Raw genomic sequence first — 15,722 nt, forward strand, 5'->3', positions numbered from 1 at the left:
CTCAGTCGAGTGGCATACATGGATACAGCGTTAAATTGTAATATTGGTTTTATCGGTGGTGGTAATATGGCCCAAGCCTTAATTGGTGGGCTAATTTCACGTGGTTTGGCGCCCAACCGTATTACAGTTTCTGATCCGGTAGAACAGATGCGTGCCTGCTTGGCAGAAAAACAGGTACAGGTCACTGAGGATAATTTAGTCGCCATTCAAGAGGCGGATATTGTTCTGTTTGCGGTGAAACCACAAGTTTTAGCTAGCGTATTAAAGCCATTAAAAGGTCTGCTACAAGGCAAATTGGTGATCTCAATAGTGGCGGGTGCAGAAATTAGCACCATCGCTAAGTTACTAGATACCGATCGCATTGTACGGGTGATGCCCAATACCCCAGCCTTGGTACAAACCGGCGCACATGGCTTATATGCAACCGATGCTGTAGATGCACATGACCGGGCGTTGGCCAGCCAAGTCTTGGCTGCAACCGGTTTAACCCTCTGGGTCAATTCAGAAGCACAAATTGATGCGGTTACCGCGGTATCTGGTTCGGGTCCTGCATATTTTTTCTATATGATGGAAAGTATGATTCGCGCGGGAAAAAATTTAGGTTTGGATGAAAAAACGGCCACCGCACTGACCTTACAAACAGCTTTAGGCGCGGCACAAATGGCCATCACCAGTGCCCACAGTCCTGCTGAACTGCGTAAAAATGTCACCTCGCCAAACGGCACGACACAAGCTGCACTTGAAGTGTTTGATCGTGCGCAAATCTCACAAAATATTCAGGCCGCTTTGGCTGCTGCTCAAAAACGCAGCCAAGAACTTGCTCAAGAGCTAAGTGAAAGTAGCAAATAACTCGTTTTTATTTAGGAAAGTTCCACTATGGGTGCAAATTCTGCGCTAATTTTTGGCATTATCATTAACGTAGCGATTTTGCTCGTATTCTTCCGTTTTCTTATGCAGTTGGCTGCCGTCAATGCATATAATCCAGTGGTAATGTCCACCGCTAAAGCCACAAAATTAGTAGACGTCTTTGGGCGTATTTTTCCAACGGTGGGTAAAGGTCGCGTTAATCTCGCCGCTTTGGCCTTGATCGTGGTTCTATATTTGCTCAAAATTTTTGGGGTGATGTATTTGTCCGGCGCGATGCCAAACAGTCCGATTCATTTGGTGATGCTCACCTTTGTCACCATGATTCAAGACTTGATCCGTTTTTGTCGCTATTTGATTTTTGCCACCATTATCTTAAGTTGGGTGGTAATGTTTACCCAGTCGCGTTCACCTTATATTGAAGTGATTCAAGAATTGGCCGAACCATTGTTGGCGCCTTTTCGCCGTATTTTACCCAATATGGGCATGATTGATCTGTCACCGATTATTGCCTTTTTAACTTTATATATTATTGAAATCATTATGAATCAAGTGGCGGTGGTGTTGTTAACCGGCCTGTAAAAATAAAGATTAAAAAAAGGACTCGATTGAGTCCTTTTTTTAGGCTTAAACATTCTATTTTACGATAAGCACAAAGCGCAGATTAATGCGCTTCATCCCAATTCATCCCTTTACCGACTTCAACAATTAAAGGCACAGAAAGTTTGACCACCGATTGCATCACCGTCGCCAATTTCAGCGCCAGTTCATCGGCAATATCGGCGTCCACCTCAAACACCAATTCATCGTGGACTTGCAGTAGCATTTTGGCCTGATCTTTGGGCAGCATTTTATCCACTTCGACCATCGCCATCTTAATAATATCCGCTGCGCTGCCTTGCAATGGCGCATTAATGGCGGCGCGTTCGGCACCTTTACGCACCATCATATTGCGAGCATCAATATCGGGGGTATATAAACGACGCCCAAAAATTGTTTCGACAAAACCTTGTTCTAAGGCAATTTGACGCGTACGTTGCATGTATTCATAAATGCCCGGATAACGCTGAAAATATTGCTTAATATAGTTTTGTGATTCTGCGCGACTAAACCCCAGTTGACGAATCAGGCCAAATTCTGACATGCCGTATAGCAAACCAAAGTTCACCGCTTTGGCTTGACGACGTTGATCGTGAGTCACATCGTCTAAGGCAATACCCAAAACTTCAGCAGCGGTGCGGCGATGCACATCTTGACCATGATTAAAGGCATGAACCAAGGCTTCATCTTGTGACAGATGGGCCATCAAACGTAATTCAATTTGTGAGTAATCGGCGGCCAGTAACACGCGTCCTTCAGGTGCAACAAAGGCTTTACGAATTTGACGGCCAATTTCAGTACGAATTGGAATATTTTGTAGATTGGGATCGGTGGAAGATAAACGCCCCGTTGCTGTTAGTGCTTGATGATAACTGGTATGTACACGTCGGCTGTCAGGATGGGCTTGTTTTTGTAAACCATCGGTATAGGTACTTTTGAGTTTAGAAAGTCCGCGATATTCTAAAATCAATGCACTAATCGGATGCTCAATTTTTTCTAAAATACTTTCGCTGGTGCTGTATTGACCAGTGGCCGTTTTTTTACCACCTTTAAGCCCGAGTGTCTCAAATAAGACTTCACCGACTTGTTTTGGTGAGCTGACATTAAAACTTTGCCCCGCCAATGCGGTAATTTGCTGTTCTAAATCGGCAATGGCAGTTGAAAACTCAACACTCAACTGATCTAAAAAATTCACATCCAGTTCAATGCCATTTTCTTCCATCGCGGTGAGCACACGCGCCACGGGCATTTCAATATTATGCAAAATCCCACTGAGCGCAGGAACTTCTGCCAATTTTTTCGATAAAACTTCAAACAAACGATAGGTCACATGCGCATCTTCTGCGGCATAGGGCGCTGCCTGCTCTAATTCAATTTGATTAAAACTTTTTTGTTTGACGCCTTTACCCGCCACTTGTTCATAGGTCGTAGTGAAATGACTTAAGTATAAGCGCGCGACATCGTCCATACCGTGACGGGTAGCCACCGAATTTAAAACGTAAGAGGCCAGCATGGTGTCGAAATACCAACCGCGTAATTCAATGCCGTGATTATGTAAAATATGTGCATCATATTTTAAATGATGGCCAATTTTTTCAATGGTGGCATCTTCTAAAATCGGTTTGATCTGCGCCAAAATAATTTCACGATTGAGTTGTTCGGGTGCACCCTCATAATCATGTGCCAATGGAATGTAATAGGCATCTTGGGCATCAAAAGCCACAGAAAAGCCGACCATTTGGGCAATGCGATAATCTAAGCTGGTGGTTTCAGTATCAAAAGCAAAACGCTTTGCAGTGCTTAAGCGGCTAAAGAGGTGATCCCAGTCCGCTTGACTAAGAACCGTATGATAGGTTGCTTGTCCGAGTTGATCATCGACACTGGTGAGCGCCGCGTGATCTGCTGTGACCGAGGTTTCGGCGTGGTGTACCGATTTTTCAATCACTTGAGAATTTTGTTTATAGGCTGAATTATTCGGGTTGTTGGGATGATCCAAGGACTGTAATTGATTGCGAAATTCAAGTTCGGTATACAGTTGACGCAGTTGTTCAACATTCGGGTCACGTACTTTTAGATCTTCATAGCTGAGTCCCATATCAAGATCGCAGACAATACTGGCCAATTGATGATCCAGCGCGATACCCTCGACATTGTCTTTAATATTTTGACCGACTTTACCTTTGATCTGATCGACATTTTCTAAAATGTCACCAATTGAGCCATATTCAGTCAACAGTTTGGCCGCAGTCTTGGCACCAACGCCGGGCACGCCGCGAATACCATCGGATGCATCGCCCATCAAGGTTAAATAGTCGATCATTTGATTGGGCCAGACGCCAAATTTCTCAAATACACCATTGATGTCCATCGGCTTGTCTTTAAAGCTGTCCTCTAGGGTGACTTTATCGCTGACCAACTGCGCCATATCTTTATCGCCGGTGGAAATCAGCACTTGATAGCCAGCTGCTTCGGCGCGTTTAGCCAGTGTGCCTATCACATCATCGGCTTCTGCCCCTGGCAAGGTATGCAAAGGAATGCCCAAGGCACGAATCAGGGCGTGCAAATAGGGAATTTGCTGTGAAAGTTCATCCGGCATACTTGGACGATCGCCTTTATAGCTTGCGGACAAGGCATGGCGAAAAGTCGGTTCGGGTGTATCGAAAATCACGGCCATATGGCTGGGTTGAATACGACGCATCAATTTTTGAATGGCAGAGATCGCACCACGAATTGCGTTGGTCTGTAAACCAGTAGAAGTGGTTAGTGGTGGCAGTGCATGGTATGCACGAAATAAAAAATATGAGCCATCGACCAAAACAAATGGTGGCATTGAAAGATTCCTAATCCAAATAACGGTCTTATTGTACGTGATTTTGTCCGTCAATATCGCCACATCATTCAACGGGGCTGTTACTGAATATCTGATGAATGCTTAAAAATCAAAGTCACAGCTGTTGTATGATCGGATCATTCCGCAGCGAGATATAGAAAAGATGCACAACGGGCAGAGCGAAATCCGGATGATTTGGCTAATGACATTGCTGATTGTCGGGGTCGGCGCATGGTTTTTAAAGATTCCGCTATTGAGCTATCTCTGCGCTGCCGCCTTGGTGATGAGCGTGATGCAATATGTAGATGCCATTCAAAAACCGCTTGAAAACATGACGCTGACCAATAGCGCAGCTGCGGCCTTAACCTCTAAAGTTCCATTATATCTGTCGTCTATTGTGGCTGTGGTGGCCGGCCTTATGGGCTGGAATCTAGTGGTGGGCTTGGCGGTTACCGTGTGGATTTTTTTCTTATTTAGATGGCTGCGCCGTTTAGAGTCTTTATTAATCCAACTGCAACGCTCGTCCGTTGGTAGGCTACCTCAGCAGGATTCTGTGCTTGATCCTGTTCTAGCAGCTGTCGTGGATGATCCGTCCAGCGCTGTTGCCAGCACACAGGCGTTGGGCTTAACTGCACAACTTAGACAATGGCTTTTTCACGGCAATCCGGTGTTAAAAGTCGCCATCGTGGTGTTGATTGTGGGCGTGGTGCTGTTGTTACGTTTTGCCACGGAACATTGGCAACTGAGTTTGGCGTTAAAGCTCAGCCTTGTGGCGAGTATCAGTCTTGCTGTGACGGCCTTGGGTTGTGCTTTACAGAGTAAAAATCGAAGTTTTGCTTTGGCTTTAGAAGGCTTAGGGTTAGCGGTATTGTTTCTGACGTTATTCTTTGCATATTACAATGCCGTGATCGCCTCATTTGCTTGGGCGGCCTTGGCTTTTGCACTGATTATGGCGTTAACACTGTATTTAAGTTTAAAACAACAAGCCATTGAATTGGCGTTGATGGCGATGGTCATTGCCTATGCCGCTCCCTTTACCTTGCCGGTTCGTAATGCCAGCGCCATTGAATTGGTGGCCTATTATGCGGTCATTAATCTTGCGGTGGCTATTTTAAGTACGCTTAGACCATGGAAAACCCTCAATCAAATTGCATTTTTAATCACGGTAATTATCGGTGGTGGCTATGCTTTTCAGGTTGGTGATCAATCACAGCGTAGTACCTTAAGCCTATTAATTGTGTTGCACAGCGCGATCTTTATTTGGCTGAGTTTTCGCTTTAGTCAATTGTTGGCCAAAGATGACCTCAGCCAATTTAAACTTAAACCGGCTTTAGATATTGCACTGATTTTTGGTGCACCGATTGTGGCCTATATCTTTATTTATTTAATCTATTTTGAAGAGACCACAGTGCAAGCTATGGCCAGCCTTGGGTTTGCCATTTTATATGCCGGCTTATATCAAGGTGCTAAACGCAATCAAGCTTTACCTTTAATTTCACAAAGCTATTTCAGTTTGATGCTAATTTTCTTGGTGCTCATTCCGCCTATTTTGCTGCCAGAGCAGTGGAGTGTGCTGGGTTGGGCGCTAGAAGGGCTATTGATTTTCAGCTATGCCTTGTGGATCAAGTCATCTATTAGTCGTTATTTGGCCATTGGGCTGTTGATTGTGGCCGGTTTATCCAGCTTGTACTATTGGGTGGAGTTGCCGTACTTTCCTCGTCAGATGTATTGGGGCTTATGTGTGAGCTATTTTGCGGTGGTGCTCATTTCAAACAGCCGTGCCGATTTTAGAGAGCAACTTAGTCCGGCTACCGTAAGCTTTAATGCATTACAAATGCTCTGCGCCACCAGTTTACTGTTTATTTTATTACTCGATCATCTTGATCATGCTCAGAAGTTAACTTTAAGCTTATTGATAGTCTGTGGCACTTATCTGTTGATGAACGAGCTGATGTTGGCCTGTAAAGCCAGCTCATCATGGTTATTTGCCAAATGGTTGGGCTTGGTTCCCATATTTGTTTTTGCCTTAATTCTGGTGATTGATCAAACTCAGCAGGGCATTATTGTATGGCCTTCTACTTTTGAGCGTCTAGGCTTTGCCGCCGCAGGTATCATGTTGGCCATCTTATGGCTGCGTCCACTATTGGGAGTGCGCACCGAAAAAGAATGGGTGAGTTTGGGCGTGTTAATAAGTCTAGCGATGGGCAGTTTAACCCTGCTACCGAGTATGCCGTATATCAGCGTGGTGATTTTACCGCTGCTGTTTTGTGCTTGGTGTTATTGGCAAGTGCATAATCCGGACTGGAAAATATTTTGGCAAGCCCGCAGTAGCTTAATATTGATGGCAACGTGGATCATCTGTTCGCAATTGTTAAGTCAGCAAGCCTTTCAGGCCTATTTGCTGCCGATTCTCAATCCTTTTGATGCGGTGAGTATTGCCATGCTGGCCGGCTTTATTTGGATGCTGTCGTTGCAAGTCAAGTCCGGTTTGGATAAAAGTATCGTGGCGATTTTAATGGTGCTGAGTTTGCTGTGGTTAAGCAGTTATATCCTGCTGCGCGCTTTGCATCTTTATCTGGCTACGCCATTGAATGAATTGGCGGTGTGGACGGATGGTACGGTACAACTGAGTTTGACTTTACTGTGGGTCGGATTGGCCTGCATGACCATGCGTTTGGCCAGTCATAAACAATTGCGTTCGGTGTGGATTTTGGGTGGCAGTATTTTGGTGGTGGTCACCTTAAAACTGGTGCTGTTTGATTTATCGCATATTGGCACCTTAACGCGGGTAATTTCCTTTTTGGGCGCAGGCTTTATGATGCTGATTATTGCTTATATTGCGCCCATTCCGGAACATTCGGAAAGTTAGGCTGAAGCTAACAGCATTTTAAAATACTCGCTTTGCTTTTAACCGATGCAAGAGTCTGTATTTTTTTAAACAGAACATAGGAATGCTGCGCTGAGATGGTCACGTTTCATTCCTATGCTTCTTACAGCGTTGCTGCTGATGTTTCTAGGTTGTAGCGCTTTTTAGGCCCCATCTATTACCCTTTAAAAGCAGTGATGCGCTATTTTGGATGACTTTCTCGTTTCAGTTCTTTGGCATTGGCGTATTGATCAAGATCATCATCAGTTAAAGGCTGCATTGCCGCAGGGCGATCGACAAAACCCATTTTCGGAACCGGAATTTCAATTTGATTATCGACAAAGCCATTACGGATACGCTCTTGCATCTCATCGCGTACTTTTAAGAAATTGTCCTGATGACACCAAATGGCAAACAACAGCTCTATAGAGGATTCACGAAATGCGGTTACCGTCACGGCAGGTTTAGGATCGGCCAAGACCAATGGATATTTGTTCGCGACATCCAGTAACACTTCACGCACTTTAATAATATCTTCGTGAAAGTTAATTGCCAATGTGATCGGAATACGCAGGATTGGAAATTTAGACAGGTTATATACCGGTGCACGAATGAGTTGCTCATTGGGCACGCGAACATAGACATTGTCTTGGGTGAGTAATTTAACTGAGAGTAAATCAATGGAAATGACTTCGCCCTCGACAGTGTGGCCGCGAATCAGCGTCATTTGTATGGTGTCGCCCACTTCAAAAGAGCCTTCACCAATCAAGAATAAACCACTGATTAAATTAGATGCTGAGGTTTGTGAAGCAAAACCCAAAGCCACAGTTAAAATACCGGCTGCACCCAAAAATACACTCAGTTTAAAGCCAGCTTCTTTTAAACTGGTCATGACAAAAATTAAGAAAATAAAATAGAAAATCCCGCGGCCCCAGACCAAACTTTGATGGGCATTGAAGCGCACACCAATGGTGCGAATAAAGGCATTCGAGACCAATCTGGCAATCACAAATCCAATAATCGATAGGATAATCGCCACTAAAATTTCACTTAAGCGTTCGGTGTTAATATTGGTGTAAATACCCTTAAGACTGTCGCTGATCTCTTTGGGGATATTAGACTCTGCCATGCGAACCTCTAGAAAAATGAATCAAACATATTGAATAACGCACTGGCAGGTGCGCGGGGTGGATGTACATACATCACTTCACCAGCATGCGGTGGGGTACGATTTTCAATGCGAATGCGCGGTGGCCGATCGACACTTTCTTGTAATACCTTAATTTGTGAGGTCCATAAGCGACCGGTACTTTCACTATAAAACAAAGGCAGTGCTGAAACGGGCACATTCATACGATCAAAACGTAACTGTTGATGACTGATATTGTGAAACTCAATGGGTGTCACTGCACGAAAAGAACGCGGTTTTAATTGATGTAACTCAGTACGCCCATCTACTGCGGTGGCATAGCAAATCTCACCACTACGATGATTCGGGCCAAACCACGTGTCTTTGGGTAAAATAATCGGAATATCAAACAGCGGGTCTTTTTGTCCTTCGACGAAACCGGCAATCCACAGCGGGGTACTGATATATAACGTGCCGCGTTGGCCGGCTGGAATATAAATGGGATCGACCGGTTTAATCACCACCGAACGATTTGCTAAACGCGGCATCAATTGCAGTTTATTGTGCGTGGCTTTAAACATATAGCGCTCAACTTCCACCGGCAGTGGAAAAGCAAAATGGGCATCTTCAATCAGATGCCATTTTTGTTCATAGTCGTATTGCACTTTCGGGCGATGAAACTCCAAGCGCCACTCTTGTAAACCACGCGTTAAGCGAAATAATAACGAACCAAATTGCCAAGTTTTGGGTTGGTTTAATTCAAAATGATGTTCACCCCACCATTTTAAATGAGCATGCTCAGGTTCAATCACAATATTATTTTTAGACACCAGCATTTTCCTATATTGCTTTAGCAGTAAAAACAGACTTCACGCTGCCATACGCTTAGAGTACACTCAAATTAATTTATTCATCATTATAAACCTTGATGCAAATACTTAAACAATTACAAATTCCGTATAGTTTTGCCAAACGTCATGGTGTGTTGCTGCGATATGACGGTAATCATGTCTTTATCGTACGCCGTGCCAACACGACCTTAATTGCCATACAAGAAGCAAGGCGTTATTTGGCCTATCCAGCCGAACATCAGTTATGTACTGAACAAGAATTTCAACAATTACTCAGCTCAAGCTTTGCCGGCGATACCGGTGAATCGCAGCAAGTGGCCGCAGGACTGGAAGATCATCCCGATTTACTCAGTTTGGCCGATTCTGTGCCCGAAGCTGAAGATTTGATGGATCAAGAAGATGATGCACCGATTGTACGACTGATTAATGCCTTGCTCTCTGAAGCCATTCGGGTGGGGGCATCGGATATTCATATTGAATCCTTTGAAAAAAAACTCTCGGTACGCTTACGTGTCGATGGGCAACTGCGTGAAATTGTGCAACCGCGCCGTGAACTGGCACCGCTGTTGGTGTCGCGGATTAAAGTCATGGCCAAACTTGATATTGCCGAAAAGCGCGTGCCGCAAGATGGTCGTATGTCATTAAGGTTGGCCGGACGCGAGGTCGATGTGCGGGTTTCGACCTTGCCGTCATCGCATGGTGAGCGCGTGGTGATGCGTTTACTGGATAAGCAAGCTGGACGCTTAAACATGATCCATCTGGGTTTAATGCAGCCAGATTATGAGCGTTTAACCCAACTGGTACATCGTCCGCACGGTATTATTTTGGTGACTGGTCCTACCGGTTCAGGGAAGACCACCACGTTGTATGCTGCATTATCAGACTTAAATGATGGCTCAAAAAATATTTTAACCGCAGAAGATCCGATTGAATATCAATTGGAAGGCATTGGACAAACGCAGGTCAATAGCAAAGTCGATATGACTTTTGCGCGCGCCTTAAAAGCCATGTTACGCCAAGATCCAGATGTGGTGATGGTCGGGGAAATTCGTGATTTAGAAACTGCTGAAATTGCGGTACAAGCTTCTTTAACGGGGCATTTGGTGCTTTCAACGCTGCACACCAATACCGCCATTGGGGCAGTGACGCGCTTAAAAGATATGGGGATTGAACCTTTCTTGTTGGCCAGTTCATTGATTGGTGTGGTGGCGCAGCGCTTGGTGCGTACTTTATGTTCGCGCTGTGCCACATGGCATGAAGCAGACAGCTTTGAACGTGATATTTTTCGTCATTTAGAGGCGGGTGCCGCCTTTAAGTTGCCTAAACCGCAAGGCTGTGAACACTGTTCGCATAGCGGATTTATGGGACGAACAGCAATTTATGAAATTGTTCCTGTGGATGATCAAATGCGCCGTTTGATTCATGGACATGCTGCTGAATATGAAATTGAAGCTTATGCGCGTAAACAATCGGGCTCGATTCGAGATGATGGTTTACGTAAAGTCTTGACCGGTAAAACCACCCTAGAAGAAGTACTGCGCGTGACCAATGAATCCGTCGACTAGGCTGATTCATTTTTTATTTATATTAAAATCTAGACGATAACAATGAAAAAAATAATCTTATTACTCAGTTTGAGTGTGGGCTTGTGTTTGAGCAATCTTAGTTTTGCTCAAGCAAATGACTTTAAAGTTTATAAGCAATGCAGCGATGAAACGGAGTGGTCTTGTGATGTGATACGCAAGGTCAATGGTCAAAAAGAGATCTACTTTGAGGGCATTAAATCACCCAATGTGGAACAGCTCAACGCAAATTATTACCATGTTGCTGCATCTTGTGGCAACTCTTGCCAAGTGCATGCTTTTGTTGCACGTGATCAAAAGCATCATGACACAACAGCTAGTTTCATTACGGTAGATTCTAAAACGCAGTGTTTAATTGAAAGTGATGATAAAAAGAATCGGATTACTGCACGACAACTAAGTTCACATAAAAAATTGAATTGGCAAAGCTGAATCAAAAGTCATTTAATGACCTCTGGATTCCTGATTATGGTCAATATATCCCTTTTCAGAATCACTCACATTTTGATGGGCATGGAAATTTAGTGTTAATGGCTGATTATATAGAGCCGATACAAGGCAAATCACAATTTAAACAGAGCTATTTGAATCCATGTAAACTCTAGGAATTACAAGCCAACATTAAAGAAAAGGCACGCTAAAGTTAGCGTGCCTTTTTTTGAGTTAAACCCTTAATTTTTAGAATTAAACAATGACATTTAAAGTGACATCAATATTGCCGCGCGTTGCATTTGAATATGGGCAAACAATATGGGCTGCATTGACCAATTCTTCTGCTTCAGCTTGCTGCAGACCTTCTAAATGAATATTAAGTTTAACTTCAATCCCAAACCCGGTTGGAATCGGACCAATACCGACTTCGCCTTCAATATAGGCATCTGGGGTGATTTTAAGTTTATCTCGGTTGGCTACAAATTTCATTGCACCCAAGAAACACGCAGAATATCCAGCAGCAAAAAGCTGTTCTGGGTTGGTGCCACCGCCAGCGCCGCCCATTTCTTTCGGAACGGCCAGTTTTACATCTAAAATTTCATCTGAAGAAGTCGCACGACCATCACGGCCGCCGGTTGCCTTGGCTTTTGCGGTATACACGGTTTTTTCTAACGACATTTTCTTATCCCTTTGAATTTTATATTAAGTTGTTATCGTGGGGGATTTTACACAAAGAATAATCAGGAGTTTTGTAATTTTATATAGTTACTATTTAAACAACTGATATACGCCCTGTTTATGTTACAGCTTCAGCAGTTGACGGTGTGCCATTAAAGGCATGGAACTGCGTAGATTGCGTTGCTCGCTCAAATCAAACGGCACGGTAATCAGACCACTGCCTTCATAGTCAATACAGGCCAATACTTGTCCACGACTATCGGTTGCGGCTGCATGTCCCCATGTTTGACGCTTTGATCCATGCCATCCTTGTTGCGCTGCGCCCAATACTTGACATTGACTGTCCATAGCGCGTGCTTGCAGCAACAATTGCCAATGCATTTGACCCGTGGTATGGGTGAATGCGGAGGGTGCGGTTAATACATGTGCACCTTGGGCGCGAAGCATTAATGCCAGTTCAGGAAAGCGTAAGTCATAACAGACCATCATGCCAATATTGCCAAAAGGCGTTTTTGCCAGCACCGGTTCTGTTCCGGGTTCAAAGAATTTAGATTCTTGATAGCCGCCCACCGCATCGCCGACCTGAACATCAAATAAATGAATCTTATCGTAACGTGCTTCAGTGCCATCTGGACTAATACACAAACTTGCTGTGCGTACTCGGCCATCTGCAATGCTTGAACCATCGGGACGAAATGGGCACGGCAGCGTACCGGCCACAATCCAAATTTGATATTGATGGGCCAGCTTTTCTAAGCGCTGTTGAATCGTTTCAAACTGCTGTGCAATCTCTTGCTGTTTCGCCCCCGCAAAACAGACAAAATTTTCAGGAAAAACGATCAGCTCTGCACCTTGTGCTTTACTTTGTTGTAGCAATGATTCAATCGTCAAAAAATTGACGTCAATATCATCTTGAGAATTCATTTGTACAACAGAAAATAAAATCATAGAGGGCAGAGCTCGTGAGGGGGAGAGGGTTTAGACGTTATGTGGTGACACCTTTTCAAGGCTCTCTTGTTCTTTTTGTAATTGTTTCACTAATGGCTCAAACATGTTTTGGTTGTTTTCATTCAACCGCATCAAGGTTTTGTGCGCATCTAAAACCGTGGTCAACATGGTGTTTTGCGTAATATGTTCTTCCATTAATTCACGTGTGCATACTTTAGGATCACCACAATAATTTAAAATCACAAACACCTGACCCAAACCCATACTGTTGGCCAAGGTGGTAATATCGGGATTGGTAGACAGCATAACAGCTTGAATATGATGGATTTGCTTAAGTTTTAGCCCAAGCTTTGCCAATATTCCTAATACAGTACTATCAATAAAGGTCGTTTGAGCGAGATCTACAATTGCACCGACAACGTTGGATTGTTGTTCAATTTTACTAAGCAGTTTGTCTAAACTAATACAAGATTGGGCACGCACTTCGCCAATAAGCTTAAAAATATGCGTTCCATTCAAGCTTGCATATTCAACATGACCTGTTGACATATAAATGCCATTTGCAGAGAAGGATCGTAAAATTATCACATAGCGCTACTCTAGACTCAAGTGGTCAACAGTCGTAGATGGCTTACTTGAAAGTTAACGTATTGATTATGTAGTTAATTCATTCTGTGTAAACTTAAGATGGCAATGTCATCTGCCACGTGTTCAGGGGCTTGGAAGGATTGATTTTGTAAATGAAACAGCAATTGTTCAAATTGTTCATTGAGTCCACCATCAAAAGGTTCTAAAGCACCGTCTGAACAAATAATAAACCGTGCATGACGATTCAGCACGCATTCAAACTCTTCAACCTCTAAATCTTCCGTTAAACCCAAAGGGAAGCTGCTGGTATTCAAAATTTTAGGGGCTTGGTTCGGTTCAAAGATAATCGCAGGAGGATAGTGTCCGGCACTCGACCAACGTAACTGATGCGTCTCTAGATTTAAAACCCCTGCAATCATGGTGATGTGTTTTTCAATATTTTCTTGTACCAACATGCCATTCAGCTTTTTAATTAACTCACGCGGTGTTTTCGCACGTCCATGAAAAGCTGCCATCCAAGAGGTCAATAAACTGCTGGTAACGCCATGTCCTGAAACATCAGCCAAATAAAACATGAGCTCTTTATCGCTGATTTTCCAATAATCATACCAATCTCCCGATAAATACGCAGAAGGTTGAAACAAGGTCTCTACTTTATAATTGATTAGCTCAATCGGATTGGGTAATAAACATTGCTGTAAATGCGCGGCAGAAGGCAAATCACGACTGTCCTGATTGCGTTTATATTTGGCATCAATTTTACGTAACGAAGCTTCAGGATCACTGGGTAATTTATTCCACACCCAACCTGCTAAAGCGCCCAACTCCCACGCCTGTGCCAAGGCTGTGCCTTCATTCTCGAAAGCCAAAACCAAAGTCGGAAGTGACCATTGATGGGTTAAATAATCCTGTACATCGGCAATTGCTAAAATAGTTGGATCATATAAATCAATATCATCAATGTGAATCATTTGCACGCAGGGCAGTGTATTAATGACCTGTTCCAGATAAGGAATATCGCGAGTCGGTTGAATGAAATACATAAAGAAGTGGGGTGATCCTTAAGGTGATAAAAGGTATAGCGCAAGATAACCCTGCAATGATCAAGAACGACGCAAGCCAAACTGATCATCGCGTGTATCAAGAAAGCGGCTTATTTGGATGGTTCAGCCTCTTCATCTGAGATGTCATTGTCCAGATCGTCAATAAACATATTTTCAGATTCTAGCCCTTTTTTTTCTGCAATGGCGAAATTTTTACGCTGTAAATAAATATCGCGAATAGCGGCATATTTATCGCCTTGTAAGACATCTTCGATATCTAAAATTTGCGCACGTGTATCTACAGCACGTAACAATTGTTCCCCCCAATACAGACCATCTTGATCATCTAATAGATATTTCTGTGGGCGAGCCTGACTGTCTACCGCTAAGCCTAAGGTGTCTCTTAAAGTGCTCGGTCCTAAAATTGGCAGCACCACATAGGCTCCAGAAGGCACGCCATAATAGCCCAAAGTGGTGCCGAAATTTTCTTCTTCAGAGGATAAACCTATGCGCTGAGCAGGATCTGCAAAACCCAATGTGGTGATGGTATTCACCGTGAAACGACCTAAGGATTTTGCGGCACGAAGCGGCCGACCTTGTACGAGTTGATTGACCGCATTCCAAGGTTCACCTAAATTTTTACGAAATAAGCGATATGAGCCACGAACATCTGAAGGTAATTTTTCTTTATATTGCACAGCTAAAGGGCGGGCAATATTGCGATCGAGTACATCATTAAAGGCAAAAATTTGTCTATTTAGGGGTTGTAGTGGATCTTTTTCACTCTCAGGTTGTGTGGCATTGGCATTTACTTTTAAGTCCTTGGCGGTAACACCTTTTAGCTCTTTTTTTAATTCTTTTAAGCCTTCAAGGCGAGCACGTGGCGCGGTTACACTGTTATCTTCTAAAGCAGATGTTTGTGCAGTATCTGTAGAGGCGGCTTCAGAGCGATCCATTGAGTCATTTGCAAACACTGGAGAAATGAATCCCACAGTTAATAGGCTAGCCCAAATATAATGAAAGTGGCGCATAAAAAATCCTAGAGCCTTGGAATAAGCCGATGCTTAAAGCTCAAAATACGTAATGAAAATATATTAACAGGTCTTTGACTGCGGGTATTAAAACAAATTTTGCCAAAACATGTCGTAAAAAAAGATAAAATGCCTAAAAAATACCCGTCTGATCGTTAAAGTTGAAAAAGGGGGTTGCATGGTAATTTTTTTCACCTATAATGCATATCCATCGGCGGTGATGTTAATTAAAACCTTTGATAAATCAATAGGTTGATTGGATTGTTAAGATTTCGAATG

The 15,722-nt window shown here is 43.5% G+C and carries 13 protein-coding genes; 5 read left to right on the forward strand and 8 right to left on the reverse strand.

Annotation, left to right across the window (positions count from 1 at the left end):
• Nucleotides 1-18 precede the first annotated feature (18 nt).
• Both proC and SE27_RS04300 read left to right on the forward strand, forming a co-directional pair.
• Nucleotides 19-849 (forward strand): pyrroline-5-carboxylate reductase, encoded by an 831-nt coding sequence (gene proC / locus SE27_RS04295; RefSeq protein WP_039621182.1) that lies wholly within the window; start codon nucleotides 19-21, stop codon nucleotides 847-849.
• 27 nt (nucleotides 850-876) lie between these two features.
• Nucleotides 877-1,446: a YggT family protein gene (locus tag SE27_RS04300; RefSeq protein WP_039621184.1), complete on the forward strand. Its 570-nt coding sequence runs from the start codon at nucleotides 877-879 to the stop codon at nucleotides 1,444-1,446.
• Nucleotides 1,447-1,528: 82 nt separating this feature from the next.
• Here the strand turns inward: SE27_RS04300 and polA are convergent, their stop codons facing one another.
• Entirely contained in the window at nucleotides 1,529-4,294 is a 2,766-nt protein-coding gene (gene polA, locus SE27_RS04305) for a DNA polymerase I (RefSeq protein WP_039621186.1), read from the reverse strand.
• A gap of 163 nt (nucleotides 4,295-4,457) precedes the next feature.
• Between polA and SE27_RS04310 the strand changes: the two genes are divergently transcribed.
• Nucleotides 4,458-7,163 carry a DUF2339 domain-containing protein gene (locus SE27_RS04310; RefSeq protein WP_039621188.1) on the forward strand — a complete coding sequence of 902 codons (2,706 nt, stop codon included), beginning with the start codon at nucleotides 4,458-4,460 and terminating at the stop codon, nucleotides 7,161-7,163.
• 199 nt (nucleotides 7,164-7,362) lie between these two features.
• Here SE27_RS04310 and SE27_RS04315 read toward each other — a convergent pair whose 3' ends face one another.
• Both SE27_RS04315 and SE27_RS04320 read right to left on the reverse strand, forming a co-directional pair.
• Complete coding sequence (locus SE27_RS04315; RefSeq protein WP_039621190.1) at nucleotides 7,363-8,289, reverse strand: mechanosensitive ion channel family protein; 927 nt, start codon at nucleotides 8,287-8,289, stop codon at nucleotides 7,363-7,365.
• Between the two features lie 8 nt (nucleotides 8,290-8,297).
• Nucleotides 8,298-9,119 carry a hypothetical protein gene (locus SE27_RS04320; protein ID WP_406564539.1) on the reverse strand — a complete coding sequence of 274 codons (822 nt, stop codon included), beginning with the start codon at nucleotides 9,117-9,119 and terminating at the stop codon, nucleotides 8,298-8,300.
• A 98-nt stretch (nucleotides 9,120-9,217) separates the two neighbouring features.
• On the opposite strand from SE27_RS04320, the gene gspE reads away from it, so the two are divergent.
• A complete protein-coding gene (gspE, locus tag SE27_RS04325) occupies nucleotides 9,218-10,705 on the forward strand; it encodes a type II secretion system ATPase GspE (RefSeq protein ID WP_039621194.1) in 1,488 nt (495 codons plus the stop codon).
• Nucleotides 10,706-10,747: 42 nt separating this feature from the next.
• The gene (locus tag SE27_RS04330; RefSeq protein ID WP_052251702.1) at nucleotides 10,748-11,155 is read left to right on the forward strand and encodes a hypothetical protein; all 408 of its coding nucleotides are present in this window, start codon (nucleotides 10,748-10,750) and stop codon (nucleotides 11,153-11,155) included.
• Nucleotides 11,156-11,407: 252 nt separating this feature from the next.
• Here SE27_RS04330 and SE27_RS04335 read toward each other — a convergent pair whose 3' ends face one another.
• The 5 genes from SE27_RS04335 to SE27_RS04355 form a co-directional block, all read right to left on the reverse strand.
• Entirely contained in the window at nucleotides 11,408-11,833 is a 426-nt protein-coding gene (locus SE27_RS04335) for an organic hydroperoxide resistance protein (protein WP_039621196.1), read from the reverse strand.
• 123 nt (nucleotides 11,834-11,956) lie between these two features.
• Complete coding sequence (locus SE27_RS04340; RefSeq protein WP_039621198.1) at nucleotides 11,957-12,781, reverse strand: carbon-nitrogen hydrolase family protein; 825 nt, start codon at nucleotides 12,779-12,781, stop codon at nucleotides 11,957-11,959.
• Between the two features lie 30 nt (nucleotides 12,782-12,811).
• The gene (gigB, locus tag SE27_RS04345; RefSeq protein WP_039621200.1) at nucleotides 12,812-13,330 is read right to left on the reverse strand and encodes an anti-anti-sigma factor GigB; all 519 of its coding nucleotides are present in this window, start codon (nucleotides 13,328-13,330) and stop codon (nucleotides 12,812-12,814) included.
• A gap of 113 nt (nucleotides 13,331-13,443) precedes the next feature.
• Entirely contained in the window at nucleotides 13,444-14,412 is a 969-nt protein-coding gene (gene gigA, locus SE27_RS04350; protein ID WP_039621201.1) for an RsbU family protein phosphatase GigA, read from the reverse strand.
• A gap of 110 nt (nucleotides 14,413-14,522) precedes the next feature.
• A complete protein-coding gene (locus SE27_RS04355; protein ID WP_039621204.1) occupies nucleotides 14,523-15,443 on the reverse strand; it encodes an MlaA family lipoprotein in 921 nt (306 codons plus the stop codon).
• Between the last annotated feature and the right edge of the window lie 279 nt (nucleotides 15,444-15,722).

It is taken from the genome of Acinetobacter harbinensis (genome assembly GCF_000816495.1).
Taxonomy (GTDB): domain Bacteria; phylum Pseudomonadota; class Gammaproteobacteria; order Pseudomonadales; family Moraxellaceae; genus Acinetobacter; species Acinetobacter harbinensis.

Excerpts from the sequence above, each read along its gene's own strand:
- gigB (WP_039621200.1), bottom strand. The coding sequence starts at position 13,330 with ATGTCAACAGGTCATGTTGAATATGCAAGCTTGAATGGAACGCATATT.
- SE27_RS04315 (WP_039621190.1), bottom strand. The coding sequence starts at position 8,289 with ATGGCAGAGTCTAATATCCCCAAAGAGATCAGCGACAGTCTTAAGGGT.
- SE27_RS04355 (WP_039621204.1), bottom strand. The coding sequence starts at position 15,443 with ATGCGCCACTTTCATTATATTTGGGCTAGCCTATTAACTGTGGGATTC.
- gigA (WP_039621201.1), bottom strand. The coding sequence starts at position 14,412 with ATGTATTTCATTCAACCGACTCGCGATATTCCTTATCTGGAACAGGTC.
- SE27_RS04340 (WP_039621198.1), bottom strand. The coding sequence starts at position 12,781 with ATGATTTTATTTTCTGTTGTACAAATGAATTCTCAAGATGATATTGAC.
- SE27_RS04335 (WP_039621196.1), bottom strand. The coding sequence starts at position 11,833 with ATGTCGTTAGAAAAAACCGTGTATACCGCAAAAGCCAAGGCAACCGGC.
- gspE (WP_039621194.1), top strand. The coding sequence starts at position 9,218 with ATGCAAATACTTAAACAATTACAAATTCCGTATAGTTTTGCCAAACGT.
- SE27_RS04310 (WP_039621188.1), top strand. The coding sequence starts at position 4,458 with ATGCACAACGGGCAGAGCGAAATCCGGATGATTTGGCTAATGACATTG.
- proC (WP_039621182.1), top strand. The coding sequence starts at position 19 with ATGGATACAGCGTTAAATTGTAATATTGGTTTTATCGGTGGTGGTAAT.
- SE27_RS04300 (WP_039621184.1), top strand. The coding sequence starts at position 877 with ATGGGTGCAAATTCTGCGCTAATTTTTGGCATTATCATTAACGTAGCG.
- polA (WP_039621186.1), bottom strand. The coding sequence starts at position 4,294 with ATGCCACCATTTGTTTTGGTCGATGGCTCATATTTTTTATTTCGTGCA.
- SE27_RS04330 (WP_052251702.1), top strand. The coding sequence starts at position 10,748 with ATGAAAAAAATAATCTTATTACTCAGTTTGAGTGTGGGCTTGTGTTTG.